This window comes from Streptomyces sp. NPDC042371 (assembly GCF_056437465.1).
The window spans coordinates 180,135-206,276 of the sequence record NZ_JBWKAP010000002.1 but is presented as its reverse complement, the minus strand read 5'-3'; the positions used below and the strand labels follow the sequence as shown (position 1 = coordinate 206,276).

Genomic DNA, 26,142 nt, shown 5'->3' with positions numbered 1-26,142 from the left:
GAGCAACACACCATGCAGAGCCCACTTTTCGCGCACGCCGAACAGCAGACCCAGGAGCGCTACTCCGTCCAGAACCCGCAGCTGCTGCGGGTCGCCCTGGAGGGACACGACGACGTCCTCGCCCGAAAGGGCGCGATGGTCGCCTACCAGGGTCTGATCGAGTTCGACGCCGAGTACCAGAGCCGGGGCAACCAGCGGGCCCGCGCGCACACCGGCGAGGGCCTGGACCTGATGCGCTGCCACGGCCAGGGCACGGTCTACCTCGCCAACCTCGCCCAGTACATCCACGTAGTGGATGTGGAGCAGGACGGGCTGACCGTGGACAGCAGCTACGTCCTCGCGATGGACTCGTCGCTGACCCACCAGGTCATCGCCGTGGACAGCCAGTACGGCATCTCCGGCTCCGGCAAGTACCAGCTCAACATCACCGGCCGCGGCAAGGTCGCCCTGATGACGTCGGGCCAGCCGCTGATGCTGCAGGTCACGCCGGAGCGGTACGTCAACGCGGACGCCGACGCGATCGTCGCGTGGTCCAACGGCCTGCGCGTCCAGATGCAGGCCCAGACCCACTCCTCGGGCGTGTGGCGGCGCCGCGGCAACACCGGTGAGGGCTGGGAGCTCAGCTTCATGGGCCAGGGCTACGCGCTCGTCCAGCCGAGCGAGATGCTGCCGCCGCAGAACGCGGTGGTCGGGCGGGGCGCCCAGGCGCAGTTCGGGATGGGCCAGCAGGGGGCCCGGGGGCAGAACCAGGGCAACGTCTGGAGTTAGCCCCCGCACGGGGTGCCGAAGCAGTGACAGGAGCGTGGGGAACTGCGGACCGGTTGTGGCTGGTCGCGCAGTTCCCCGCGCCCTTTCAGGGGCCCGTTCTACAGGCGCGCCCTTGTTGCCTCGACCAGTCGTACGACCGAGTCGTCCGCCACCCCCGCCACCTCGTCGTACGCGAACCAGCGCAGGTCCAGTGACTCGTCGCTGATCGCCTCGACCGCGTCGGCCGGGGCGAGCGCGGCGTACTGCACGTCCAGGTGCTGTGTGCACGGCCCCGGGATCGGGTGCCGGTCCAGGCGGACGGGTCCGCCCGCGAGCAGCGTCAGGCCGGGCACACCGGACTCCTCGGTGGCCTCGCGCAGCGCGGCGGCGGTCAGCGTCGGGTCGCCCGGCTCGCAGTGGCCGCCCATCTGAAGCCACATCCGCAGCTTCTTGTGCAGGGTCAGCAGGACGCGTCCGCGGGACGGGTCGACCACCAGAGCACTGGCCGTCACATGGCCGTCCGTGCAGGACTTCCACATGCCGCCGTCGCCGTGCGCGGCCAAGTGGTCCAGATAGGCCCGGCGCAGCACGGTCTGGTCCTCGTACCCCTTGAGCGCGAGGACCGTGTCGTCGTACAGACTCACTTGCCGTCGGTGTCCTTGCCCTCTTCGCCCTCTTCGCCCTCGTCCTTGGTGAGGTCCGGCTTCGCGGAGCCGCCGCCCGCTGCCTCGCCGAGCATCTTGTCCAGCTCGGAGAAGTCCAGCTGCTCGTGGTGCACGAAACCGTCCGGGTCGTCCAGGTCGGAGGCCGTCGGCAGCATGTCCGGGTGCTCCCACAGGCCGTCGCGGCCGTCGACACCGCGCGCGTCCGTGAGCGAGGCCCACAGGCGCGAGGCGTCCCGCAGACGGCGCGGGCGCAGCTCGAGGCCGATCAGCGTGGCGAACGTCTGCTCCGCGGGGCCGCCCGTCGCACGGCGGCGGCGCAGCGTCTCCCGAAGGGCGTCGGCGGACGTCAGACGCGGCTTGGCGGCGGCGTGGACCACCGCGTCCACCCAGCCCTCGACGAGCGCCAGAGCGGTCTCCAGACGGGCCAGAGCGGCCTTCTGGGCCGGGGTGTCCTCCGGCTGGAACATGCCCTGCTGGAGTGCTTCCTGCAGCTGCTCCGGGTTCTGCGGGTCGAGCTGGCCGACCACGTCCTCCAACTTGGCCGTGTCGACCTTGATCCCGCGCGCATAGCCCTCGACGGCGCCGAACAGGTGCGAGCGCAGCCACGGGACGTGGGCGAAGAGCCGCTGGTGGGCGGCCTCGCGCAGCGCCAGGTAGAGCCTGACCTCGTTCTTGTCGACGCCCAGGTCCTTGCCGAAGGCCTCGATGTTCACCGGGAGCAGCGCGGCCTTGCCCGCGGGGCCGAGCGGCAGGCCGATGTCGGTGGAGCCCACGACCTCGCCCGCGAGCACGCCCACGGCCTGGCCGATCTGCTGGCCGAACATGGCGCCGCCCATGGAGCGCATCATGCCGATCAGCGGGCCCGCCATGGCCTGCATCTCCTCGGGCAGCACATCGCCCATGGCCAGGCCGACGCGCTCGGCGACCGGGTCGACGAGCTCCTTCCAGACCGGCAGGGTCGCCTCGACCCACTCGGCCCTGCTCCAGGCCACGGCCGTGCCGGACCCGGAAGGCAGCGACGTCGCGTCGTCGAGCCACAGGTCGGCCAGGCGCACGGCCTCCTCCACGGCGGAGCGCTCGGCCGGCCCGACGCTGGCGTCCTTGGTGCCGTCCGCCGTGCCCTGCGACACGGTCTGGCGCGCGATGTCCTTGGCCATGTCCCAGTTCACGGGGCCGCCCTCGTACGAGAGCATCTGGCCCAGCTGCTGGAACGCGGCACCCAGGTCGTTCGGGTTCATGGAACCGAACATCGCGGCGAACGGGTTGTCACCGCCTCCGGCGCCGCCGGCTCCGGGGAAGCCCCCGAAACCGAACGGGTTCGCGGGTCCACCTGCGCCCTGTCCCCCGCGCTGTCCCTCTCCAGGGGATTCCTTCTTCTTGCCCTCGTCGCCGTCTTCCGGCTCCTCCGGCGGAAGGCCGAATCCGAATGGGGTGTCACTCACGGGATTCCTCGGCTCGTCAGGCCGCCGGTTTCGTTCCGACGGCGGCTGCCCTACAACACCACCCAGCGTAGACACCGTGACGGGATCGGGCCTCGGTGCTTCGCCGACTCGTGGCCTGCGGCAGGATGGATGCCACCTGGTACGTACGCGTCATTCGCGTACCTACTGAAGACAACCGCTGGAGACGCCCGGTGAGTTCCCCAGATCCACAGGTTCGCGCAGCGCGAAACCCGTCAACCCCGGCGCCCGTCCGGGGGCCCGTAGTCGCCGTCACCGGCGCCGCCTCCGGTGTGGGCGCGCTGCTGACCGAGCGCCTTGCCACGTCGGAGGCGATCAAGCAGGTCATTGCCATCGACGAGCGCAGGGGCGACTGCTCGCAGGCCCAGTGGCACATCCTGGACGTGCGGGACCCGGCCATCGCCGAGAAGCTGCGCGGCGCGGACGTCGTGGTGCACCTGGCGCTCGATCTCGACCTGGAGACCGACGGCGCGGCCCGCACCGCGTACAACGTGCGCGGCACCCAGACCGTCCTGACCGCTGCCGCCGCCGCGGGCGTCCACCGCGTCGTGCTGTGCACCTCGGCGATGGTCTACGGAGCGCTGCCCGACAACGAACTGCCCCTCTCCGAAGACGCCGAATTGCGCGCCACGGCCGAGGCCACCGGCGTCGGCGACCTCCTGGAGGTGGAGCGGCTCGCCCGCCGGGCGCCCCGCGCGCACCCCGGCCTCAACGTCACCGTCGTACGGCCCGCGACGCTGGTCGGCGGCACGGACACGGCCCTCACGCGCTACTTCGAGTCGCCGCGGCTCCTGGTCGTCGCGGGCTCGCGGCCCGCCTGGCAGTTCTGCCACGTCGAGGACCTGTGCAGCGCTCTGGAGTACGCCGTCCTGGAGAAGGTCGAAGGCGAGCTCGCCGTCGGCTGCGAGGGCTGGCTCGAGCAGGAGGAGGTCGAGGAGCTCAGCGGGATCCGGCGCATGGAGCTGCCCTCGGCGGTCGCGCTCGGCGCCGCAGCCCGGCTGCACCGCATCGGCCTCACCCCGTCACCGGCCGGTGACCTGGCGTACACGATGTACCCCTGGGTGGTCAGCGTCAGCAGGCTGCACGACGCCGGATGGCGGCCGCAGTGGACCAACGAGGAAGTCCTCACGGAACTGCTTGAGGAGGTCTCCGGGCGGCGCACGGTGGCCGGTCGGCGGCTCGGACGCAAGGACGCGACGGCCGCGGGTGCGGCGGGCGCGACGGTCGCCCTGCTGGGCGCGGCGGCGGTCGTGCGCAGGGCGCGGAAGGCCCGCCGGAGGATCTGAGGCGCCCGGCGCCCCCGCCTGTAGGGAGCTCCAAGGGGGGACACGCGCGTGCCGGGGGAAAGGTCTATTCCGTGATGCGCGTGCCGTGCGGCACCATGGCGGCATGGCACGCACCACGATGGACCACCCCGGCGAGCAGGCCGCGCAGGACCCGATCCGCCTGCTCGCGATCCGTGACACCCCGCTCTCCCTGGACGAGGTCTTCCAGGCCGTCGGCGACGACGCGGCAGGTGGCACGGCGCTCTTCGTGGGGACCGTGCGCAACCACGACGGCGGCGCGGACGTCGACGAGCTGGGGTACTCGACCCACCCCAGCGCCGAGGCCGAGATGCGCCGGGTGGCCGAGAAGGTCGTCGCCGAGTACCCCGTGCGCGCCCTGGCCGCCGTGCACCGCGTCGGGGACCTCGCCGTCGGGGACCTCGCGGTGGTCGTGGCCGTCTCCTGCCCGCACCGCGCGGAGGCCTTCGACGCCTGCCGCAAGCTGATCGACGACCTCAAGCACGAGGTGCCGATCTGGAAGCACCAGCGCTTCTCCGACGGCAAGGAGGAGTGGGTCGGGGCCTGTTGAGCCGAGGCCCGGCCCCTGGGGCGCGATTGACCCGTGCGGCTCCGGTTGCGTAACCGGACCCCTGCCGTGAGCGTTGACCATGCGGATGGTTAATCTGCTGATCTGTCAGTTGAGATGGCTCATGGGGTCGGGAGGTCGACATGGCATCACTCGCGTGGTTGCTGATTCCGCTCCTGGCTGCCGTCGGTGCGGGTCTTTGGGGCAGCTGGGCCGCCCGGGCCCGCAAGTCCGGACGGACGGGCGACGTCACCGAACTCAACGGCTACGCGGCGTTCCGCGAGGCGATGGAGAAGTCCCACTCCGGGACGTAACGGGGTTCCGCGCCGGGACGTGACCTCCCCGTACGGCCCGGCCCCGGGGGTGCTCTCACAGGCAGGTCCCGTACTGTCGTTCCATGCCACGCCGCACCGCGACGATGCTCGCCTCCACCTTGATGCTGATCGCGCTGCTCTGCGCCGGAGTCCTCATCAAAGTGCCGTACTCGGAGATGTCTCCCGGACCCACGGTGAACACCCTCGGTGACCACGACGGCGAGCCGGTGCTGCAGATCTCCGGACGCAAGACCTATCCCACGACCGGTCACCTCAACATGACGACGGTCAGGGTCACCAGCGCCGACTACAACATGAACCTCGCGGAGGCCGTCTACGGCTGGCTGGCCCACGACAACATCGTGGTGCCGCACGACACGCTCTACCCGGACGGCAAGACCGAGCAGCAGTCCTCCCAGGAGAACGCCGAGGAGTTCAGCCAGTCCCAGGAGAGCGCCAAGGTCGCGGCGCTCAGGCAGCTGGACATCGAGGTGAAGTCCCAGGTCATCGTCTCCACCGTCTTCAAGGGCGACCCGGCGGAGGGCAAGCTGCACGCGGGCGACGTCATCAAGAAGGTGGACGGCAAGCCCGTCAAGGAGATGACGGACGTCGCGAAGCTCGTCACCCAGCGCAAGCCCGGTGATCCCGTCACGTTCACGATCGTCCCGGTCAAGGCCGCGGCAGCCGCCGAGAAGGCGGGCAAGGAAGCGACCGAGACCGAGGAAATCAAGATCACGACGAAGGCCGCGGAGGGCGACCCCAAGCATGCGGTCGTCGGCATCAAGGCGGGCACCGACCACACGTTCCCGTTCACGATCGACATCAAGCTGGCCGACGTCGGCGGCCCCAGTGCCGGTCTGATGTTCGCACTCGGGATCGTCGACAAGCTGACCCCGGACGACCTCACCGGCGGCAATTTCGTGGCTGGTACCGGCACCATCGAGGACAACGGCAAGGTCGGCCCGATCGGCGGCATCGAGATGAAGACCGTCGGCGCGCGCGAGAAGGGCGCCGAGTACTTCCTCACGCCGAAGGACAACTGCACGGCCGCCGCGCGCGACGTCCCCGACGGCCTGCAGCTCGTCAAGGTGGACACCATCGCCGACGCCGTGAAGTCCCTGAAGAAGATCCGCAAGGGCGACACCGCCCACCTGCCGAAGTGCAGCGCGAGCTAGCGCCTGCCCGACGGACGGCCCCGAAACAGCGGTACGCGGGTGGGGAAGCCCCACCCGCGTACTGAACGGAAAAAGACGTACCGCTAGGCGAACGTGGCCGCGAGCGCCTCGGCCAGGCCGGGCACCAGGTCCGAGCCGGTGAGGACCTCGGTCGCCGAGTCCTTCTCGCGCAGCCGCAGCGCGGACTCGCGGGCACCGTCACGGAGCACCGCGACCGTCATGCGGACCTCTTGGCGGTCCGGGTGCTCGGCCACCCACTTCGCGAGCTGCGACTCACTGAGGCCGTCCGGGACGGACGCCTCGGCGGACGGCGGCAGCATCAGGCGCTCCACCGTGAGGGCGCAGCCCGTCACCGCGTCGGGCCAGGCGATGGTGCCGAGGAACTCGTCCAGCGGCTTGCCCGCGGGAATCTCCTCCTGCTCGATGGGGGTGTAGCCGGCGTGCTCCACGCCGTCGTCGAGGCCGAGCTGTGAGGCGAGGCCGGGTTCCTGGGTGCGCAGTCGCGCCGTGTCGACCAGCGCGAAGAGGCGGGCGGGCCGGTCCCAGCCGAGGCCGGATACGTACTCGTCGATCTCGAGGACCGCCCGAGTGAGGGGGCTCGCTGCCATGGGAGTGTTGGACATAGTCACAATCCTGCCTCGTTAGTCCCGAGAAACGGGAACCGAGTAAAGCGTAGGTAAGTTGCATAGGTGTGGGTCCGCGATCTCGGGGGCCTGACGGACCAACAGCGAATCAACAGCGAACTTCGAGGTGCGCACCTTGGCTTTCCAGATGCCGGACCGCGGCGGAGGCCCGACGGGGCCACGGATCAGAGTGGGCCGACCCTCACGGCGCGTCCGGACCCTGCTCATGACACTGGGGGTGCTGGCCGTACTGGCCATGGCCTTCGTCATGTTCTCCGGGTTCTGGACGGACTGGCTGTGGTATCGGTCGGTCCACTATTCGTCGGTCTTCACGACGACCCTGTGGACCAAGATCGGCCTGTTCTTCGTCTTCGGCCTCCTCATGGCGGCCGCAGTCGGCGTGAACATCTGGCTGGCGCACCGGCTGCGCCCGCCGCTGAGCGCCATGTCGATGGAGCAGCAGAGCCTCGACCGGTACCGCATGGGCATCGCCCCGTACAAGAAGTGGCTGCTCATCGGAGTCACCGCTCTGGTGGGGCTGATCGCGGGCGCATCCGCCGCGGGACAGTGGCGCACCTGGCTCCTGTGGGTCAACGGCGTGTCCTTCGGCCAGAAGGACCCGCAGTTCCACATGGACGTGTCGTTCTTCGCGTTCGACCTGCCCTGGTACCGCTTCCTGCTCGGCTTCGGCTTCGCGGCCACGGTGCTCTCCCTGGTCGCCGCCGCCCTGACGCACTACCTGTACGGCGGGCTGCGGATCACCAGCCCCGGCGCGCGCGCGACCGCCGCGGCCACCGGCCACCTCTCGGTGTTGCTCGGTGTCTTCGTGTCGCTCAAGGCCATCGCGTACTGGCTCGACCGGTACGGCCTCGCGGTGAAGTCCAGCGACTTCAAGGCGACCGGTAACTGGACGGGCCTGCGGTACGTCGACGCGAACGCGTACCTGCCCGCGAAGACGATCCTGTTCTGCATCGCCGTCATCTGCGCGATCCTCTTCTTCGCGACGCTCTGGCGGCGCACCTGGCAGCTGCCGGTGATCGGCTTCGGCCTCATGGTGCTCTCGGCGATCCTCATCGGCGGGCTCTACCCCGCGATCGTCCAGAAGTTCCAGGTCCAGCCGAACGAGCAGGCCAAGGAAGCCCCGTACATCGAGAAGAACATCGAGGCCACCCGCGACGCCTACGGCATCAACGGCGTGAAGCCCGAGGAGTACAAGGGCGGCGGCAGGGTCGACGAGGACCCGAAGAAGAAGCGCGAGAACGCGGACACGGCCGCCAACTACCGGCTGAACGACCCGAACATCGTCTCGCCGACCTTCCAGCAGCTGGAGCAGGAGCGCAGCTACTACCAGTTCCCGAAGACGCTGGACGTGGACCGGTACAACGGCCAGGACACCATCGTCGGCCTCCGCGAGATCGACGTGAACAAGCTCGACAAGCGGAACTGGATCAACGACCACTTCGCCTACACCCACGGCTACGGCATGGTCGCCGCCAAGGGCACGGAGACGAAGAAGGGCTCCAAGGGCGCCCCGGCGTTCACCGAGTCCGGCCTGCCGACCAACGGTGAACTCGGTGAGTACGAGCAGCGGATCTACTACGGCGAGAAGACCAGCCAGTACTCGATCGTGGGCGGGCCCCAGAAGGAGCTCGACTACGAGGAGAACGGCGGCGGTCAGAAGACGTACAGCTACAAGGGCGACAGCGGCGTCAACCTCTCCAACCCGATCAACCGCGCCGCGTACGCGGTGTCCTTCGGAGAGCCACAGATCCTCTACTCCGGAGCCATCGGCGACGGGTCGCGGATCCTGTACAACCGCACCCCCAAGGAGCGAGTCGAGGCGGTAGCCCCCTGGTTGACCATCGACGGCGACGTCTATCCGACGGTGGTCGACGGCCGCATCCAGTGGGTCGTCGACGCCTACACGACGAGCAACGGCTATCCGTACGCCTCGCGGACGACGCTCGGCGACACCACGGCGGACTCCCTGTCGCAGGCCGACAGCCAGCGCACGGTGATCGCCCAGCAGAACCAGGTCAACTACATCCGGAACTCGGTGAAGGCGACCGTCGACGCGTACACCGGTGACGTCAAGCTCTACACCTGGGACGACAAGGACCCGGTCCTGAAGACCTGGAAGAAGGCGTTCCCGGGCACCGTCAAGGACAAGAGCGAGATCCCGCCGAAGCTCATGGACCACCTGCGCTATCCGCAGGACATGTTCAAGGTGCAGCGCGAACTGCTGACGAAGTACCACGTCACGGACCCCGGCCAGTTCTACAACGCGAGTGACGCCTGGCAGGTGCCGAACGACCCGACGAAGAAGGACGACAGTGCGGTCCCGCCGTACTACCTGTCCTTGAAGTCACCGGGACAGGCGCAGCAGCAGTTCTCCCTGACGACGACGTTCACCCCGAGCGAGCGACCCAACCTACGGGCGTTCATGACGGTCGACGCCGATGCCAGAAGCAAGAACTACGGCAAGATGCAGCTGCTCAGAGTCCAGGGCGACGTCGACGGACCAGAACAGGTGCAGAACAAGCTGAACTCCATGACGGAAGTCGGCAACTTCGTCCGTGACATGAAGGGCGCCGACTCCGACGTCCTCTACGGCAATCTGCTGACCGTGCCACTGGACGACGGCTTCCTTTACGTCGAACCCGTCTACGTACAGGGACGCAAGTCGGCGTATCCCCTTCTGAAGAAGGTCGCCGTGTCGTACGGCACGGAGACCGCCTTCGCGGACACCCTCGGTGAGGGCCTCAACCAGGTCTTCAGTACGGAGGGCGCCACCAAGCCACCGGGCGACCAGGACGGCGACGGGACGACCAAGCCACCTAAGTCGAACGACCCGACGGTGCAGGCCGCGCTCGACGACGCCCAGAAGGCGTTCGAGGACGGCGAGAAGGCCATGAAGGAAGGCGACTGGAAGAAGTACGGCGAGGCGCAGGACCGCCTTCAGGAGGCCCTTGAGCGGGCCGAGGAGGCCTCACAGAAGGCCACCGAGAAGAGCGACAAGGCCGCCGACAAGAACGCCGACAAGAACGCCGACAAGGCCGCAGACAAGGCCGCAGACAAGGAAGCGGACAAGGACGCAGGTCAGAAGGGGGATCAGACCGGATAGTGGGTGGTCGGGCAGCCCCCTCGCGCCGTGGTACGGTTTGAACACAACGGCGCGGGGTGGAGCAGCTCGGTAGCTCGCTGGGCTCATAACCCAGAGGTCGCAGGTTCAAATCCTGTCCCCGCTACTGCAAGGTGAAGGCCCGGATCCTTACGGATCCGGGCCTTCGTCGTGTGTGCCGGTGCCTGTCGTGTGCGGGAGGCCTATGCCAACACACGCGAACGGTGTTCAGGCGGGGGAGAGTTGAGGGATCTGTGTTTGACTTATCTCTCTGTGGGCATGTCGACAAAACGCTGAAGTGACCTCACTGGCTGCGGTATACCGGATGTACCCAGGTTGCAGGTGGTGCGACGATGGACGTTATGGGGGACAAGGCAACTCTGTTGGAGACAGGGCGGTTTGTGCAGCCGGCCGACCGGGAGGATCCCGGGGCGGCCGCCGAGGAGATGCGCCACCGGCTGGCCGCCGAGGCCGGCGACGTGGACGCGATGAGCGTTCTCGGAAGTCTTCTGCTGCGCCGCGGTGATCTCGACGGTGCCGAATCTCTGCTGCGCGCGGCGACCGCCGAGGGCGACCGCGCCGCCGCCAACAACCTCGGAGTCCTCCTGCACCAGCGCGGGTACGCCGACGAGGCGGCCGGCTGGTGGCGGGTCGCCGCCGTCGCCGGGTCCGCCGCCGCCGCGCACGCGCTCGGACGGCACCACCGCGAGCGCGGCGACGAGCCCGCCGCCGAGTACTGGCTGCGCCAGTCCGCCGAGCAGGGCCACACCCTCGGGGCGTACGCGCTCGCCGACCTCCTGGAGCACCGCGGCGACGTCGGCGCGGAGCGCTGGCTGCGGGTCGCCGCCGAGCGCGGCCACCGCGAGGCCGCCTACCGCCTGGCACGCGCGCTCGACCGGCGTGCCACCACGGAGCGCACCGAACGCGCCGAGCGCACCGACCGCACCGACCGCACGGCCGCGCCCGCGCGCCCCGACCGCTCCGACGGCGCCGCGCGGTCGCCCGCCGACGAGGCCGAGCAGTGGTACCGCCAGGCGGCCGCCCGCGGTCACCGCAGGGCCGCGCTGCACCTCGGCGCGATCCTGGAGCGGCGCGGCGAGCTGAAGGAAGCAGGCCGCTGGTACCTCAACTCCGCCAAGGACGGGGAGTCCAGGGCGGCCTGCGCCCTCGGGTTCCTGCTCCGGGACGCGGGCGACGAGGAGAGCGCCGCCGTGTGGTGGCTCAAGGCCGCCCAGGACGGCGACGGGAACGCCGCGAACGCGCTGGGCGCGCTGCACGCCGAGCGGGGCGAGACGCAGACCGCCGAGCGCTGGTACCGCGCCGCCATGGACGCGGGCGACGTGAACGGCGCGTACAACCTCGGCCTGCTCTGCGCCGAGCAGGGCCGCACCGCGCACGCCGACCAGTGGTACCGCCGCGCCGCGTACGCCGGACACCGCGAGGCGGCCAACGCGCTCGCCGTGCTGCTGCTCCAGGGCGGCGACGCGGCCGGGGCCGAGCCGTGGTTCTCCAAGGCCGCGGAGGCGGGCAGCGTCGACGCCGCGTTCAACCTCGGGATCCTCTACGCGAGCCGGGGCGACGAGGCCGCGGCCCTGCGGTGGTACGAGCGTGCGGCGGCCGCCGGGCACACCGACGCCGCGCTCCAGGTCGGCACCGTGCGGCTGCGCGAGGGCGACGACCAGGAGGCCGAGCGGCACCTGCGGTGCGCGGCGGGCGGCGGCAGCGCCGAGGCGGCGTACCGCCTCGGGACGGTGCTCGACGCGCGTCGCCCCCCGGCGGGCCCGCCGGTCCTCGGCGAGCCCGCGGCGGAGAAGACCGAGTGCGAGGAGTGGTACGAGCGGGCGGCCGAGATGGGGCACCGCCGCGCGCAGGTCCGGGTCGGCATGCTCGCCTCGGCCCGCGGCGACGTCGTTGAGGCCGCGCGGTGGTACCGCAAGGCCGCGGAGGCGGGCAGCCGCAACGGCGCGTTCAACCTCGGGCTGCTGCTTGCCCGCGAGGGCAGCGAGCCGGAGGCCGCGCTGTGGTGGACCCGGGCCGCCGACGCGGGGCACGGGCGGGCGGCGCTGCGGCTGGCTCTGCTCTACGCCCGGCGCGGGCAGCTGGCGCAGGGGCAGCGGTGGGCCTCGCGCGCGGTCGATCTCGGTCCCGCGGAGGTCTCCGAGCGTGCGGGGCGCTTGCGCGAGGCCCTGCACCAGGAGCTCACCGCGTAGGCACGGACGCCCGCCGGGCGCCGCCTGCCGCGCGTGCCCGGACGACCGTGGGGAACGGATTTGCGCTGGTCGTAGCGCTGACGTAGAGTTGTGTTCACCGACGCGGGGTGGAGCAGCTCGGTAGCTCGCTGGGCTCATAACCCAGAGGTCGCAGGTTCAAATCCTGTCCCCGCTACTGACGGTCGAGGGCCGGAAGCCGATTGGCTTCCGGCCCTCGATTCATTTCTGGCCCGCCGCCGGTTTGTGGCCCACCGCTTCCTCGTACAGCGTGCGGTTCACCGCCTTCTTCTCCGGCACCTTGTCGCCCTTGGAGACGCCCGCCGCGCGGTACGCGTCCTGCAGCCGGTCCGTCGTGCCCGCGCGGATCTCCCAGTCCATGCGGAGCGACGGCGTGGACAGCAGGACCTCCTTGTCCGTGCTGAGCAGCTTGGCGAGCTCCGTCGCGAAGCCCTTGTCGGCCTTGTAGTCGCCCGCGAAGTACGTGTTCACCGTCCTGATGTACGCGCGCAGCAGTGCGACGCCCGCATCGGGGTCCTTCTTAAGGAGGTTGGGTCCGAAGAGGAGGCCGCCGAGCGGTTCGGCCTGCGGCTGGCCGCCCAGGAACGCGAACCGCTTGTCGCCGTCGACCTTGCGCCACACCGGATCGAGCAGCCAGGCCGAGTCGGTGCCGCCGTTCTGGAGCGCGGTGAGGACGTCCGCCGAGCCGAGCTGCTGGAACTGGATCTCGTCGAGCCCGCCGCCGTGCTTCGCCAGCGTCTTGTCCATGGGGTACGCGATGACGGACCCCTTGCCGATCATCGTGCCGAGTCTGCGGCCCGCCATGGGGACGCGGTCCGCGCTCTCGCCCTTCTTCAGGCGCACCCACAGGCCGCTCTTGGAGCGGGGGTCGGGGGAGAAGTTGCCTGCCGTCCACTTGATGTCGAACCCGCTGGTGATGCCGTTCATCACGGCGGCCTCCGGGGCGGCCCACTGGGCGTCGATGTCGCCCTTGGCGAGGAGCGGGAGCGCGTCGGGGGTGGGCAGCACCTTCAGGGCGACGTCCAGGCCTTCCTTCTTGAACTCGCCCTTCTCCACGGCCATCTGGAGGGGCGCCGCGTATTCGGCGCTCAGGGTGCCGGTCGCGATGGTGAGCTCGCGCTTCTCGCGGAGCGGCTCGGGCGCCGGGGTGCCCGGGTCGCAGCGCGCCGGTTCGCGGTCGGGGGCGAGGTCGGCGGGGTCGGTCCAGCTTCCCTTGCCGCAGCCTGCCACCGGGCTGACGGCGCGGGGCTTCGTGGGTTCGGCGGGCGGCGCGTCGTCCTCCTTGGCGCAGCCCGCCGCCGCGAGCAGCGAGCCCGCCATGAGCAGAGCGAGAGCGGTGGTGCGGGTACGCATGGGGCCTCCCGGGGGCAGCTTGGTCACGACTGGCTCCTGCCCCGGTCCCGCGGGGCCCACGGCGTCAGGAACCGGCCCGCGATCCGCACCAGTTCGGAGAAGACGACGCCGAGCACCGCGACGCACACGATGCCGACGAACATCACGTCGTTCTGGAAGAGCGCGCGCGAGTCGAAGATGAGGTGTCCGAGGCCGTCGGCCGCCGCGATCTGCTCCGAGGCGACGATCACGAGAACCGCGACCCCCGCGGCGATCCGCGCGCCGACCAGGACGGCGGGCAGGGACGCGGGCAGCAGTACGTGGCGGAACATCTGCCAGGGCGAGGCGCCGAAGACCTGGCCCGCGTCGCGGTGTCCGGAAGGGACGGCGAGGACCGCCGCCATCGTGGAGATCCAGACGAAGAAGAAGACCGTGGCGACGACGAGCGCGATCTGCGGGCCCTCGCCGAGGCCGAACATGTTGAGGAAGACCGGCAGGAGCGCCAGCTTGGGGACGACGTACAGGGCGTCGAGCGTGGGCTCCAGTGCGGCTCGTACGACGGAGAGGGAGCCCATCAGGAGGCCGAGCGCGTAACCGGCGACCGTGCCGATCGCGTATCCGGCGAGCACGCGCTTCAGCGTGGCCCACACGTCCGGCCAGAGCTCGCCGTCGGCGGCCCGGTGCCAGCCGTCCTCCAGGATCGTCTGCGGCGCGGGATAGACGCGGTCGTCGATCCAGCCCTGGACGGCGGCCAGTTGCCAGAGCAGGACCAGGGCGGCGGGCACGCCGACGGCGAGCGACAGCTCCAGGGCGCGGCGGCGGCGATGGGTGCGGACGGGGTGCAGTTCCTGCGGGCCCGGCCTTCTGACCAGTACGTCCTCTCGGGAGGCGGCCCCCGAGTACTCCCCGCCCCCAGAGGCGTCCTGCGGGGATGGGCTCTTGCCGGTAGTGGTGGTCATGCCGCCGCCTCCGTGCCGACCTCGGCCCGCAGCAGTTCCCACAGCTCGCTCTTGAGCGCGGTGAACTCGAGGGCCGCCCGGACCTCTCCGCTGCGGGGACGCGGGAACGGCGGGCGGCGCTCGGCGATGAAGCGGCCGGGCCTGGCCGACATCACCAGGACGCGGTCGCCAAGGACGATCGCCTCTTCGAGACTGTGCGTGATGAACAGGGTCGTGGTCCGGGTGGTCTGCGTGAGGGTGAGCAGCTCATCCTGAAGGATGGTGCGGAGCTGGGCGTCGAGGGCCGCGAAGGGCTCATCCATCAGGAGGACCTCGGGCTCCACCGCCAGGGCGCGGGCGATCGCGACGCGCTGGCGCATGCCTCCGGAGAGGGCTGCGGGATAGGCCCCGGCGAACTCGGCGAGTCCCATGCGGGTCAGCCAGTCCTTGGCCCGGGCGTTGGCCTCTCTGCGGGGGACGCGCTGGATGTCCAGGCCGAACCGCACGTTGGCCTGCACGGTCTTCCAGTCGTAGATGCCGTAGTCCTGGAAGATCATCGCGACGGGCCGCTGGGCGGCCGTGCGGATGCTCAGCTCACCGGAGCTGGGGCGCAGCAGGCCCGCGGCGATGCGCAGGAGGGTCGACTTTCCGCAGCCCGATGGGCCGACGATGCAGGTGAACTCGCCGGGGGCGATGTCCAGGTCGATGGGGCCGAGGGCGTGCACCGCCCCGGCGGCCCGGCCGAAGGTTCTGGTGACTGCGCGGGCATGGAGTTTGGGGTGGGGCGGGGTCGGAGGGCTCGGCGGGTGTGACGGGTGCGGATCTCCCACGGCTTCTCCTTGCGGAGGGCAGGCGGATGTCGGGCGCCGCAGAGAATATGACGGGCCGTCAGATCATGGAAGGGGTGCGAGGGGTGTGCCGTGGCCGAGACTCGCCGTCGCCCGCGGCATGCCGAAGGGGCCCGGCACCGTTCTCGGCGCCGGACCCCTTCGAGCCGTACGGAAAGTGCTCGACGTACGGAAAAACGCTTACGCGGCCGCGCAGCTCGGGCACACGCCCCGGTACGTGACCTCGACGCCCTCGACCATGAAGCCGAAGCGCTCCGAGTCGGGGAGGTCGGACAGGGGGTTGCCCGTGGGGTGCACGTCGCGGATCGTGCCGCAGCGGGCGCAGACCAGGTGCTGGTGGGGGCGGTGCGCGTTCGGGTCGTACCGCTTGGCGCGGCGGTCGGTCGCGACCTCGAGGATCTCGCCGAGGGTCACCAGCTCGCCCAGGGTGTTGTAGACCGTCGCCCGGGAGATCTCGGGCAGCTTGTCCGTGGCGCGGGCGTGCACCTCGTCCGCCGTGAGGTGGACGTGGTCCCCGTCGAGGACCTCGGCCACGACTCGCCGCTGCGCCGTCATGCGCCAACCGCGTCCGCGCAGTCGTTCCAACAGGTCACTCATGCAAGCCAGCCTAACAGGCGGGGGACCTAAATCCCGAACGGGTGTGACTTTGGATGCTCACTTGACTTAGACAAAGTCCATCGTAGGATCGAGTACGGCAGATGCCAAGGACAGGACTTGCAGGTATGACGCAGGAGGCGCACGTGACGCAGGGACCGCTCACCACGGAGGCCGGCGCGCCGGTCGCCGACAATCAGAACAGCGAGACCGCTGGTGCAGGCGGTCCGGTCCTGGTGCAGGACCAGGCGCTGCTGGAGAAGCTCGCCCACTTCAACCGCGAGCGGATCCCAGAGCGGATCGTCCACGCGCGCGGCGCGGGTGCGTACGGCACCTTCACCCTGACCCGGGACGTCTCGCAGTGGACGCGGGCCAAGTTCCTCTCCGAGGTCGGCAAGCAGACCGAGACGTTCCTGCGCTTCTCCACCGTGGCGGGCAACCTCGGCTCGGCCGACGCCGTGCGCGACCCGCGCGGCTTCGCGCTGAAGTTCTACACGGAGGAGGGGAACTACGACCTCGTCGGGAACAACACCCCCGTCTTCTTCATCAAGGACGCCATCAAGTTCCCCGACTTCATCCACACGCAGAAGCGCGACCCGTACACGGGCTCGCAGGAAGCCGACAACGTGTGGGACTTCTGGGGCCTGAGCCCCGAGTCCACGCACCAGGTGACCTGGCTCTTCGGCGACCGCGGCATCCCGGCGACGCTGCGCCACATGAACGGGTACGGCTCGCACACGTACCAGTGGAACAACGAGGCCGGTGAGGTCTTCTGGGTCAAGTACCACTTCAAGACCGACCAGGGCATCAAGAACCTCACCCAGAGCGAGGCCGACAAGCTCGCCGGTGAGGACCCCGACTCCCACCAGCGCGACCTGCGCGAGGCCATCGAGCGCGGCGAGTTCCCGTCCTGGACCGTGCAGGTGCAGATCATGCCCGCGGCCGAGGCGGCCGAGTACCGCTTCAACCCGTTCGACCTCACCAAGGTGTGGCCGCACGAGGACTACCCGCCGATCGAGATCGGCAAGCTGGAGCTCAACCGCAACCCGGAGAACATCTTCGCCGAGGTCGAGCAGAGCATCTTCTCGCCCGCGCACTTCGTTCCCGGCATCGGCCCGTCCCCGGACAAGATGCTCCAGGGCCGCCTCTTCGCCTACGGCGACGCCCACCGCTACCGCGTCGGCATCAACGCCGACCACCTGCCGGTGAACCGCCCGCACGCCACCGAGGCGCGCACCAACTCCCGCGACGGCTACCTGTACGACGGCCGCCACAAGGGCGCGAAGAACTACGAGCCGAACAGCTTCGGCGGCCCCTTCCAGACGGACCGGCCGCTGTGGCAGTCCGTCCCGGTCACGGGCGGCACCGGCAACCACGAGGCGCCCTCGCACGCCGAGGACAACGACTTCGTGCAGGCGGGCACCCTCTACCGGCTGATGTCGGAGGACGAGAAGGGCCGCCTGGTCGAGAACCTGGCGGGCTTCATCTCCAAGGTCTCGCGCGACGACATCGCGGAGCGCGCGATCAACAACTTCCGTCAGGCCGACGGTGACTTCGGCAAGCGGCTGGAAGCCGCGGTCCAGGCCCTGCGCGGCTGACCAGCACCACTTGTCGTAGGAGAGCGGCGGGCCGGTTCCCTCGGGGGGACCGGCCCGCCGCCGCGTCTCACCCCGCCATCGTGGTCGCCGCGGCGCGTCGTGACGGGGCCCAGCTGCGGATGATGTCGCGGACGGAGACGATGCCTGCCGGTTCGCCGCCGTCCATGACGACCAGGTGCCGGAAGCCGCCGTGCGCCATGGCGTCGGCGGCGTCCTCCAGCGTCCAGGACGGTGTGGCGAAGACGACCTCCGTCGTCGTGTGGGTGCCTGCCGTCTCCAGGTCGGGGTTCTGGCCGAGGCCCAGTGAGTTGAGGATGTCGCGCTCGGTGAGGATGCCGAGGCCACAGGTGTCGGGGTCCAGGACGACGGCGGCGCCGACGCGGCGGGCCGCCATCAGCCGGGCCGCCTGCCGGAGGGTGTGGGTGGGGCCGATGGTGAGTACCACCGAGCTCATGGCGTCGCGGACGAGCATGGGCGTGAGCCACCTCCTTGGTGAAACCGAGGCCCCCCGGTGGGCGAAGGATTGCCTCCGCTACCTGCTGGAGAACGGATTCACAAGTTCACAAGTGGGGGGACTCATAGAGTCGCAGCCATGCAGGGGGCCAGCAAGGGGGCGCGTGCGGTCAGTTCGGGTCCGGCGCTTTCTGGCAGTAGCGCGCCAGTTCTAGTAGCGCTGGTTCAGGTAACCGAGCAGCTCGTCGTGGAGCAGGCCGTTCGACGCCGCCGCGTTGCCGCTGTGCGGACCCGGCCTGCCGTCCAGGCCGGTGAAGGTGCCGCCCGCCTCCGCCACCACGATCGCGGTCGCCGCCATGTCCCAGAGCGAGAGCTCCGGCTCCGCGCAGATGTCGACCGAGCCCTCGGCGACCATCATGTACGGCCAGAAGTCGCCGTAGCCGCGCGTGCGCCAGACGGACCGCGTGAGGTCGAGGAAGCCGTCGAGACGGCCCTGCTCCTCCCAGCCGGAGAGCGAGGAGTACGCCAGCGAGGCGTCCGAGAGCCGCGAGACCTTGGAGACCTGGAGCCGCGTCGCGGAGGTGAGGGAACGGCCCGTGTAGGCGCCGCCGCCCTTCGCCGCCCACCAGCGACGGCCGAGCGCGGGCGCCGAGACGACGCCCACCACCGGCTGATAGCCGCCCTCGCCCGCTTCCGTCAGGGAGATCAGGGTGGCCCACACCGGCACACCGCGTACGTAGTTCTTGGTGCCGTCGATCGGGTCGATCACCCAGCGGCGCGGTCCCGTGCCCTCGACGCCGTACTCCTCGCCGAGGATCGCGTCGCGCGGCCTGGCCCGCTGGAGGTTGCCACGGATCAGCTCCTCGGCGGCCTTGTCGGCCTCGCTCACCGGCGTCATGTCCGGCTTGGTCTCGACCTTCAGGTCGAGGGCCTTGAACCGGTCCATGGTCGCGGCGTCGGCGGCGTCGGCGAGGACGTGGGCGAGACGCAGATCATCGTGGTAGTCGGACATGGAAGAACAGTATCGATCTCGATCGACGCGATCCACAGCCCCGTGTCGCCCGCCCACCGTTGACATGCTCGACATGCTGCCGGAGCTATTGACAGTGCTGCTGAGCGCGTCAACTCTGGCACGGGAGCCGCTCTGACCCGGAGGCGACGATGCCTGCAGCACGGGAATCCTTATTGGACGCGGCGTACACAGCGCTCGCACGACGGCCGTGGCCCGGCGTCCGCATGGTCGATGTGGCGGCCACCGCCGGGGTGTCCCGGCAGACCCTCTACAACGAGTTCGGCAGCAAGGACGGCCTCGCCCGCGCCCTGCTGCGGCGCGAGACCGACGGCTATCTGCACGGTGTCGAGCGCGCCCTCGCCGAGGAGCGCGAGCCCGCCGACCGGCTTGCCGCCGTGGCCGCGTGGACGGTGGGCGCCGCCCGCACCAACGTGCTCGTGCGGGCCGCCCTCACCGGCTGCTGGAGCGAGCGGCTGCCCGCGCCGAGCCGGGCCGCCGGGTCCACCTCGTCGGTGCCCGCACAGCGCCGCGCGGACGCGGGGGTGCCCTCGGCGGGGGAGCTGCTCGCCCTCGTGCGGGACCGGACGGTGCTGGCGCTCGGCGGCCGGGGCCGGGTCAGGGACCCCGACCTCGCCCGTGCCTGCGAGAGCGCGGTCCGCCTCGCCCTGTCCTACGTCGTCGCACCCGCCGGAAACGGCGACGACCCCGCGGAGCTGGTCCGCGGGGCCATCGGGCGCTGGGTGGCCGCCAAATAGCGGCCGCCACAGAGGCGTACGTCAGAAGGTGCAGCTCAGTGCGCGGAGCCGGACAGCTGCAGTCCGATCACGCCGATGACGACGAAGGAGATGGAGACGAGCTTGAGCGTGGAGACCAGGTCACCGAGGAAGACCATGCCGTAGATGGCGGTGCCCGCGGCCCCGATGCCCGTCCAGACCGCGTACGCGGGCCCCACGTCCAGCTTCCGCAGCGCGAGCGTCAGCAGACCGAAGCTGCCGAGGGCGAAGCAGGCGAACGCGATCGTGGGCCAGAGCCTGGTGAAGCCGTGCGACAGCTTGAGACAGACGGCGAAGCCGGTCTCGAGGATCCCCGCGACGATGACCAGCAGCCACGCCATGTCCTTGCCTCCCGTACTCGCCCACGTCCCGCGGCCGCTTCGTCTGGCTTGAATCCGGCTTGGTGCGATTATGCATTTACCTTTGCCGTCCCGGCCCAAACACCGAAGAGGTCAGTCGCCCTCGCGCCGCTCCCGCGTGGCGAGCAGCCTGCGCAGGGAGTAGAGGCGGGACGGATCCGCGTGCCCCTCGGCCACCCAGGCGTCCAGCGCGCAGTCCTTCTCGTCGTGGCTGCAGCCGCGCGGGCACTCCGCCGTCCCCGGCTCCAGGTCGGGGAAGGCCAGGATGACGCGGGACGGATCCACGTGGTGGAGCCCGAACGAGCGAACGCCGGGGGTGTCGATCACCCAGCCGCCGGAGCCCTCCAGGGGGAGCGCGAGGGCGGAGGTGGTGGTGTGCCTGCCGCGGCCCGTGACCGCGTTGACATGCCCGGTCGTACGCCGCCGCTCCTCCGGTACGAGCGCGTTGACGAGCGTCGTCTTGCCCACCCCGGAGTGCCCGACGAAGGCGGTGACCTTGCCGTCGAGCAGCTCGTGGACGCGCGCGAGCTCCGCGCCGTCGGTGAACTCCTCGCGGCTGGTGACCACATAGGGGATGTCGAGGGCGGCGTACGTCTCCAGGAGCTTGTCGGCGGAGGCCAGGTCCGACTTGGTGAGTACGAGGATCGGCTCCAGACCGCCGTCGTACGCCGCCACGACGCACCGGTCGATCAGCCGCGGCCGCGGCTCGGGGTCGGCGAGGGCCGTGACGATGGCGAGCTGGTCGGCGTTGGCGACGACCACCCGCTCGTACGGGTCGTCGTCGTCGGCGGTGCGCCGCAGGACGGACGAGCGCTCCGAGATCCGCACGATCCGCGCGAGGGTGTCCTTCTTGCCGGACAGGTCCCCGACGACCGAGACCCTGTCACCCACCACGGCGGCCTTGCGGCCCAGCTCGCGGGCCTTCATCGCCATCACGATGCGGTCGTCGACCAGGACGGTGAGACGCCCTCGGTCGACGGTGAGGACCATTCCCTCGGCCGCGTCCTCGTGCTTGGGCCTGATGTGGGTGCGGGGGCGGTTGCCCTTGCGGTTGGGGCGGACGCGGATGTCGTCCTCGTCGGGGTTCTTGCCGTAGCGACGCATGGTTCTCGATCCGCCCGTCAGTTCCCGAGCATTCCGGTCCAGAGCTCGGGGAAGTCCGGGAGCGTCTTCGCCGTCGTCGCGACGTTCTCGATCTGCACGCCGTCCACCGCGAGGCCGATGATCGCGCCCGCGGTCGCCATGCGGTGGTCGTCGTACGTGTGGAAGATGCCGCCGTGCAGCCGCCGCGGCCGGATGTGCAGGCCGTCGGCGGTCTCGGTGACGTCACCGCCCAGCTCGTTGATCTCCTTGGTGAGCGCGGCGAGTCGGTCCGTCTCGTGCAGGCGCAGATGGGCGACGCCGCGCAGCGTCGAGGGGGAGTCGGCGAGGGCCGCGACCGCCGCGATGCCGGGGGTGAGCTCGCCGACCTCGCTCAGGTCCACGTCGATGCCGTGGACCGAGCCCGACCCGGTGAACACCAGGCCCTGCTCGGTCAGCTCGCAGGAGCCGCCCATCTCGGTGAAGATCTCGCGCAGTGCGTCGCCGGGCTGCGTGGTGTGCGCGGGCCAGTCGGGGATCGTGACCGTGCCGCCGGTGATCAGGGCGGCGGCCAGGAACGGCTGGGCGTTCGACAGGTCGGGCTCGACGGTCAGATCGCGGCCGAGCAGGGCGCCGGGGGCGACCCGCCACACGTTCGGCTCGCCGCCCGCCTCGGGGGTGTCGACCTGGGCGCCGACCGAGCGCAGCATGTCGACGGTCATCCGGATGTGCGGCATGGACGGCAGGGCGCCGCCCACGTGCCGGACCTCCACGCCCTGGTTGAAGCCGGGACCCGAGAGCAGCAGGGCGCTCACGAACTGGGAGGACGACGAGGCGTCGATCTCGACCCGGCCGCCTTCCAGGGCGCCGCCGCCGTGCACGGTCAGCGGCAGCGCGCCGGGGCTGCCCTGCGTGTCGTCGATGCGGGCGCCGAGCACGCGCAGCGCGTCGATGACGCCGTGCAGGGGGCGCTCGTACGAACGGGGGTCGCCGTCGAAGTGGATGGGGCCGTCGGCGAGGGCGGCGACCGGCGGCAGGAAGCGCATGACCGTGCCCGCGTTGCCGACGTCGACCGTGGCCGGGCCGTGCAGGCCCGAGGGGATCACGCGCCATGCCTCGCCGGTGCCGTTCTGACCGCCCGCGACGGAGGAGCTCGACGACACCGTCTCCTCGATGCCGACGCCCATCGCGCGCAGGGCGCCCGCCATCAGCAGCGTGTCGCGGGAGCGCAGCGGGCGGCGCAGCCAGCCGGGCTCGGCGGCCAGCGCGGCCAGGACCAGCGCCCGGTTGGTGACCGATTTCGAACCGGGGACGTGGACCGTCGCGGTGACGGCTCCGCTTGCGTGCGGGGCGGGCCAGAGGGCGGTGTGCGCCGGGGTTTCGGTCATGCCCTCACTTTAGTGGCTGGCAGGGACGCCGCTCAGACGTCAAGGAGCCAGCGGGCCCCGCCCATCAGGGAGCAGAGCGAGACGGCGTGGAAGAGGAAGAGCCACATCCCCGCCGGGACGTGCGTGAGCCGCGAGAGCTGGTCCGCGTCCGAGTCGCCCGCGCCCCCGCGCCTGCGCTTGGACTGCAGCTCGAAGGCGGGACGTACGCCGCCCAGGAGCAGGAACCACACCACCGCGTACGCGAACGCCGCCTGCACGTCCGTATTGGCCAGCCAGGAGACGATCAGGAACGTGCCGCCGGTGAGGATCACCGTCAGGGCGCCGTACGCGTTGCGGATCATCACCAGCATCACGACGAGCAGGGCGGTCGCGATCCACAGGAACGCCGTGATGCGCCCCGAGTCGAGCAGCGCCGCGCCGCCGAGGCCGAGGAGCGGGGGCGCGGTGTACCCGGCGGCCGCGGTGAGGATCATGCCGAGCCCGGTGGGCTTGCCGCGCGAGACGGTGAGGCCCGAGGTGTCCGAGTGGAGCCGGATGCCGTCGAGGCGCCGCCCGGTGAGCAGGGCGACCAGACCGTGGCCGCCCTCGTGCGCGATGGTGATGGCGTTGCGGGCGAGGCGCCATATGTTGTGCGGGACGACGACCGCCAGGGCGACGACGCCCGCCGCGATCACCAGCCACTGCTCGGGCGCGGCCTGTGTGCCGAAGACGCGGTCCCAGAGGTCGGTCAGGCTGGCGTTGGCGGTGCTTTCCATTCCGTGGGCCATTGTCTGGACCGGCTCCTCTGGTTGTACGGGGTCTGGCAGTCTGGCACGTATGTGCGGACGGTATGCATCCAGTCGTGGGCCCGAGGATCTCGCGGGCGTCTTCGAGATCGAGAAGTGGGATTCCGCGGAGGCCCTGGCTCCCGATTTCAACGTGGCGCCGACGAAAGAGGTCTACGCGGTCCTCGACCGCCCTCTCAAAGACGCCGAGGACCCCGCTCCGGTTCGCCAGCTGCGCACGCTGAAGTGGGGCCTCGTGCCCTCCTGGTCCAAGACGCCCGAGGGCGGCGCGCGGATGATCAACGCCCGCGCGGAGACCGTCCACGAGAAGCCCTCCTACCGCCGCGCCTTCACCTCCCGCCGCTGTGTCATCCCGGCCGACGGCTATTACGAGTGGGTGACCGCCCCCGATGAGCGGCAGCTGGAGGTCGAGGGCAAGAAGAAGCGGCCGCGCAAGCAGCCTTACTTCGTGACGCCCGCCGACGGCTCGGTCTTCGCCATGGCGGGGCTCTACGAGTTCTGGCGGGACAAGACCCTGCCCGACGAGCACCCCCTCGCCTGGTGGGTGACGTGCACGGTGATCACCACGGAGGCGGAGACCACGCCCCTCGCGGTCGCCCCCGACGAGGGCCCCGGCACGCTCGCCGAGATCCACCCGCGCATGCCGCTCATGCTGACGCCGGAGCGCTGGGACGCCTGGCTCGACCCGTCCCGCACCGACGTCGAGGACCTGCGCGGCCTCCTGGAGCCGCCGCCGCAGGGTCTGATGCGGGCCTATCCGGTGTCCACCGCCGTCAGCAACGTACGCAACAACGGACCGGAGCTCCTGAAGGAGCTGGAGGGTCCCGAAGAAGGCACGCTCTTCTGACACCCTGCTCAGGTGACCAAGAGCGCCGTGCCCAAGAGCGAGCCCGTCAAGCCCGTCAAGCCCGTCGAGATCGTCGAGCCTGTCGAGACCGACGCCGGTGAGGCGCGGATCACCTGGCACCCGGCCCCCGGCAGGAGCGCCCGCCTCCTCCTCGCCGTCAGCCACGGCGCCGGTGGCGGCATCGAGGCCCGCGACCTCCAGGCCATCGCCGCCGCGCTGCCCGCGCACGGCGTGAGCGTCGCCCTCGTCGAGCAGCCCTGGCGCGTCGCGGGCAAGAAGCTCGCACCCGCGCCGAAGACGCTGGACACCGGGTGGCGCGGCATCTGGCCCGCGCTGGAGAAGCGGGGGCTCCCGGTGATCGCGGGCGGCCGCAGCGCGGGCGCCCGCGTCGCCTGCCGCACGGCCACCGAGTTGGGCGCCGCCGCCGTGCTCGCCCTCAGCTTCCCGTTGCACCCCCCGGGCAAGCCCGAGAAGTCCCGCGCCGACGAGCTGCTCGGCGCCGGTGTGCCCACCCTCGTCGTGCAGGGCGGCAACGACCCCTTCGGCAAGCCCGCCGAGTTCCCCGACGGCGCGTACGACCTGGTGGAGATCCCGTCCGGCGACCACGGGTTCGCCGTGCCCAAGCGCGCGGACATCGGGCAGGACGAGGCAGTGAAGCGCATCACGGACGCAGTCGTCCGCTGGACGGGAATGTTGGGCGGGTGACGTCTGTTGTGGCGGACAGACGGTAAACGCCGTCGGTAGCTGTTCGTACGAGAGGGAGTCCGCCGCATGGGTTCGACCATCTGCCCGAACCGCTCCAGCGCCTCTGACCTGGAGTGGACGGTGCTGAGCGCACCCAAAACCGCATCTATTCGGGCGGCGCGGGGTACGGGTCGTCGTCTATCCTCCGATTCGAGTGGGGCTGCTTTCGGCCTCACCACGTCGTTGGAGGAGGTGGGTCCGGTCACTGGGACCGACGCAGGGACCGAGCACGGCCAGGCGGAGCAGCCCCGAGAGAGCTCGGAGAAGTCCGAGACGGCCGCGGAGCGCACGGCCCGCTTCGAGCGGGACGCGCTGACATTCCTCGACCAGATGTACTCGGCGGCGCTGCGCATGACGCGCAACCCGGCGGACGCGGAGGACCTGGTGCAGGAGACCTACGCGAAGGCGTACGCGTCGTTCCACCAGTTCCGCGAGGGCACCAACCTCAAGGCGTGGCTGTACCGCATCCTCACGAACACGTTCATCAACTCGTACCGCAAGAAGCAGCGCGAGCCCCAGCGCAGTGCCGCCGAGGAGATCGAGGACTGGCAGCTCGCGCGCGCCGAGTCGCACATGTCCACCGGTCTGCGCTCGGCCGAGTCGCAGGCGCTGGACCACCTGCCCGACACGGACGTGAAGCGGGCGCTGCAGGCGATCCCCGAGGAATTCCGCATCGCCGTCTATTTGGCGGACGTAGAGGGCTTTGCGTACAAGGAGATCGCGGACATTATGGGGACACCCATCGGTACGGTGATGTCCCGACTGCACCGGGGCCGTCGCCAACTGCGCGGCATGCTGGAGGACTACGCCCGTGAGCGCGGGCTCGTCCCGGCGGGTGCCGGGGAGTCGAACGGAACGAAAGGCTCGGGCTCATGAGCTGCGGAGAGCCGCACGAGACTGACTGCAGTGAAGTCCTGGACCATCTCTATGAGTTCCTTGACCACGAGATGCCGGACAGCGACTGCACCAAGTTCGAGACGCACTTCGAGGAGTGCTCTCCGTGCCTGGAGAAGTACGGCCTGGAGCAGGCGGTCAAGAAGCTGGTGAAGCGCTGCTGCGGCCAGGACGACGTGCCGGTCGACCTGCGGGCCAAGGTGATGGGCCGCATCGACCTCATCCGCTCCGGGCAGGCCGTGCCCGAGCAGGACATCACGCAGGACACCACGGCCGCCTCCGAGGCCTGAGCACTTCACTCGGGTTCCGCGCG

Annotated in this window: 26 protein-coding genes and 2 tRNA genes; 15 read left to right on the top strand and 13 right to left on the bottom strand. The window is 70.5% G+C overall.

Features of this window, described 5'->3' with window-relative positions; all coding sequences use genetic code 11:
- Positions 1-12 precede the first annotated feature (12 nt).
- Positions 13-768: an AIM24 family protein gene (locus AC068B_RS06620; protein ID WP_478669482.1), complete on the top strand. Its 756-nt coding sequence runs from the start codon at positions 13-15 to the stop codon at positions 766-768.
- 98 nt (positions 769-866) lie between these two features.
- Here the strand turns inward: AC068B_RS06620 and AC068B_RS06615 are convergent, their stop codons facing one another.
- A complete protein-coding gene (locus tag AC068B_RS06615; RefSeq protein ID WP_478669481.1) occupies positions 867-1,391 on the bottom strand; it encodes an NUDIX hydrolase in 525 nt (174 codons plus the stop codon).
- Complete coding sequence (locus tag AC068B_RS06610; RefSeq protein WP_478669480.1) at positions 1,388-2,854, bottom strand: zinc-dependent metalloprotease; 1,467 nt, start codon at positions 2,852-2,854, stop codon at positions 1,388-1,390. The genes AC068B_RS06615 and AC068B_RS06610 overlap by 4 nt, the downstream gene beginning before the upstream one ends.
- A gap of 191 nt (positions 2,855-3,045) precedes the next feature.
- On the opposite strand from AC068B_RS06610, the gene AC068B_RS06605 reads away from it, so the two are divergent.
- From AC068B_RS06605 to AC068B_RS06590, 4 genes are all read left to right on the top strand, one after another.
- Entirely contained in the window at positions 3,046-4,158 is a 1,113-nt protein-coding gene (locus AC068B_RS06605) for an SDR family oxidoreductase (RefSeq protein ID WP_478669479.1), read from the top strand.
- 103 nt (positions 4,159-4,261) lie between these two features.
- Positions 4,262-4,726 (top strand): molybdenum cofactor biosynthesis protein MoaE, encoded by a 465-nt coding sequence (locus tag AC068B_RS06600; RefSeq protein WP_468556801.1) that lies wholly within the window; start codon positions 4,262-4,264, stop codon positions 4,724-4,726.
- A 140-nt stretch (positions 4,727-4,866) separates the two neighbouring features.
- Positions 4,867-5,037: a hypothetical protein gene (locus tag AC068B_RS06595; RefSeq protein ID WP_356256124.1), complete on the top strand. Its 171-nt coding sequence runs from the start codon at positions 4,867-4,869 to the stop codon at positions 5,035-5,037.
- A gap of 83 nt (positions 5,038-5,120) precedes the next feature.
- Positions 5,121-6,212 (top strand): YlbL family protein, encoded by a 1,092-nt coding sequence (locus tag AC068B_RS06590; RefSeq protein ID WP_478669477.1) that lies wholly within the window; start codon positions 5,121-5,123, stop codon positions 6,210-6,212.
- A gap of 83 nt (positions 6,213-6,295) precedes the next feature.
- On the opposite strand, the gene AC068B_RS06585 is transcribed toward AC068B_RS06590, so the two are convergent.
- Positions 6,296-6,835, bottom strand: coding sequence for a PPA1309 family protein (locus AC068B_RS06585; RefSeq protein WP_356256128.1), 540 nt, complete (start codon positions 6,833-6,835; stop codon positions 6,296-6,298).
- 148 nt (positions 6,836-6,983) lie between these two features.
- Between AC068B_RS06585 and AC068B_RS06580 the strand changes: the two genes are divergently transcribed.
- The 4 genes from AC068B_RS06580 (at position 6,984) to AC068B_RS06565 (ending at position 12,341) form a co-directional block, all read left to right on the top strand.
- Complete coding sequence (locus AC068B_RS06580) at positions 6,984-9,959, top strand: UPF0182 family membrane protein (protein WP_478670255.1); 2,976 nt, start codon at positions 6,984-6,986, stop codon at positions 9,957-9,959.
- 50 nt (positions 9,960-10,009) lie between these two features.
- Positions 10,010-10,083 (top strand) — tRNA-Met (locus AC068B_RS06575).
- Positions 10,084-10,309: 226 nt separating this feature from the next.
- Complete coding sequence (locus AC068B_RS06570; protein WP_478669476.1) at positions 10,310-12,166, top strand: tetratricopeptide repeat protein; 1,857 nt, start codon at positions 10,310-10,312, stop codon at positions 12,164-12,166.
- A gap of 101 nt (positions 12,167-12,267) precedes the next feature.
- A tRNA-Met gene (locus AC068B_RS06565) sits at positions 12,268-12,341 on the top strand.
- Positions 12,342-12,385: 44 nt separating this feature from the next.
- Here the strand turns inward: AC068B_RS06565 and AC068B_RS06560 are convergent.
- The 4 genes from AC068B_RS06560 to AC068B_RS06545 form a co-directional block, all read right to left on the bottom strand.
- Positions 12,386-13,537 carry an ABC transporter substrate-binding protein gene (locus tag AC068B_RS06560; protein WP_478670252.1) on the bottom strand — a complete coding sequence of 384 codons (1,152 nt, stop codon included), beginning with the start codon at positions 13,535-13,537 and terminating at the stop codon, positions 12,386-12,388.
- A gap of 23 nt (positions 13,538-13,560) precedes the next feature.
- A complete protein-coding gene (locus tag AC068B_RS06555; RefSeq protein ID WP_478669474.1) occupies positions 13,561-14,475 on the bottom strand; it encodes an ABC transporter permease in 915 nt (304 codons plus the stop codon).
- The gene (locus AC068B_RS06550) at positions 14,472-15,284 is read right to left on the bottom strand and encodes an ABC transporter ATP-binding protein (RefSeq protein ID WP_478669473.1); all 813 of its coding nucleotides are present in this window, start codon (positions 15,282-15,284) and stop codon (positions 14,472-14,474) included. The genes AC068B_RS06555 and AC068B_RS06550 overlap by 4 nt, the downstream gene beginning before the upstream one ends.
- Before the next feature lie 198 nt (positions 15,285-15,482).
- The gene (locus AC068B_RS06545; RefSeq protein WP_478669471.1) at positions 15,483-15,899 is read right to left on the bottom strand and encodes a Fur family transcriptional regulator; all 417 of its coding nucleotides are present in this window, start codon (positions 15,897-15,899) and stop codon (positions 15,483-15,485) included.
- A 125-nt stretch (positions 15,900-16,024) separates the two neighbouring features.
- Between AC068B_RS06545 and AC068B_RS06540 the strand changes: the two genes are divergently transcribed.
- A complete protein-coding gene (locus tag AC068B_RS06540; protein ID WP_478669470.1) occupies positions 16,025-17,494 on the top strand; it encodes a catalase in 1,470 nt (489 codons plus the stop codon).
- A gap of 67 nt (positions 17,495-17,561) precedes the next feature.
- Here AC068B_RS06540 and AC068B_RS06535 read toward each other — a convergent pair whose 3' ends face one another.
- Together AC068B_RS06535 and hisN are read right to left on the bottom strand one after the other, a co-directional pair.
- Positions 17,562-17,966, bottom strand: coding sequence for a CBS domain-containing protein (locus AC068B_RS06535; protein WP_478669468.1), 405 nt, complete (start codon positions 17,964-17,966; stop codon positions 17,562-17,564).
- Positions 17,967-18,158: 192 nt separating this feature from the next.
- Positions 18,159-18,959 carry a histidinol-phosphatase gene (gene hisN, locus AC068B_RS06530; RefSeq protein ID WP_468556820.1) on the bottom strand — a complete coding sequence of 267 codons (801 nt, stop codon included), beginning with the start codon at positions 18,957-18,959 and terminating at the stop codon, positions 18,159-18,161.
- Between the two features lie 149 nt (positions 18,960-19,108).
- Between hisN and AC068B_RS06525 the strand changes: the two genes are divergently transcribed.
- The gene (locus AC068B_RS06525) at positions 19,109-19,714 is read left to right on the top strand and encodes a TetR/AcrR family transcriptional regulator (protein WP_356256150.1); all 606 of its coding nucleotides are present in this window, start codon (positions 19,109-19,111) and stop codon (positions 19,712-19,714) included.
- Positions 19,715-19,749: 35 nt separating this feature from the next.
- Here AC068B_RS06525 and AC068B_RS06520 read toward each other — a convergent pair whose 3' ends face one another.
- The 4 genes from AC068B_RS06520 to AC068B_RS06505 all read right to left on the bottom strand — a co-directional run bounded on the left by AC068B_RS06520 (position 19,750) and on the right by AC068B_RS06505 (position 23,314).
- Complete coding sequence (locus tag AC068B_RS06520) at positions 19,750-20,073, bottom strand: DMT family transporter (protein ID WP_356256153.1); 324 nt, start codon at positions 20,071-20,073, stop codon at positions 19,750-19,752.
- A gap of 111 nt (positions 20,074-20,184) precedes the next feature.
- Positions 20,185-21,195, bottom strand: coding sequence for a ribosome small subunit-dependent GTPase A (rsgA, locus tag AC068B_RS06515; protein ID WP_478669466.1), 1,011 nt, complete (start codon positions 21,193-21,195; stop codon positions 20,185-20,187).
- Between the two features lie 17 nt (positions 21,196-21,212).
- The gene (gene aroA, locus AC068B_RS06510; RefSeq protein ID WP_478669465.1) at positions 21,213-22,559 is read right to left on the bottom strand and encodes a 3-phosphoshikimate 1-carboxyvinyltransferase; all 1,347 of its coding nucleotides are present in this window, start codon (positions 22,557-22,559) and stop codon (positions 21,213-21,215) included.
- A gap of 32 nt (positions 22,560-22,591) precedes the next feature.
- Complete coding sequence (locus AC068B_RS06505; protein ID WP_356256161.1) at positions 22,592-23,314, bottom strand: M50 family metallopeptidase; 723 nt, start codon at positions 23,312-23,314, stop codon at positions 22,592-22,594.
- 61 nt (positions 23,315-23,375) lie between these two features.
- Here AC068B_RS06505 and AC068B_RS06500 point away from each other — a divergent pair, with 61 nt between their 5' ends.
- From AC068B_RS06500 to rsrA, 4 genes are all read left to right on the top strand, one after another.
- The gene (locus tag AC068B_RS06500) at positions 23,376-24,191 is read left to right on the top strand and encodes an SOS response-associated peptidase (protein WP_478669464.1); all 816 of its coding nucleotides are present in this window, start codon (positions 23,376-23,378) and stop codon (positions 24,189-24,191) included.
- 69 nt (positions 24,192-24,260) lie between these two features.
- A complete protein-coding gene (locus AC068B_RS06495) occupies positions 24,261-24,896 on the top strand; it encodes an alpha/beta hydrolase family protein (RefSeq protein ID WP_478670249.1) in 636 nt (211 codons plus the stop codon).
- A 231-nt stretch (positions 24,897-25,127) separates the two neighbouring features.
- A complete protein-coding gene (locus AC068B_RS06490; RefSeq protein WP_055563701.1) occupies positions 25,128-25,811 on the top strand; it encodes a sigma-70 family RNA polymerase sigma factor in 684 nt (227 codons plus the stop codon).
- Positions 25,808-26,119: a mycothiol system anti-sigma-R factor gene (gene rsrA, locus AC068B_RS06485; RefSeq protein WP_150216284.1), complete on the top strand. Its 312-nt coding sequence runs from the start codon at positions 25,808-25,810 to the stop codon at positions 26,117-26,119. The genes AC068B_RS06490 and rsrA overlap by 4 nt, the downstream gene beginning before the upstream one ends.
- Positions 26,120-26,142: the final 23 nt, after the last annotated feature.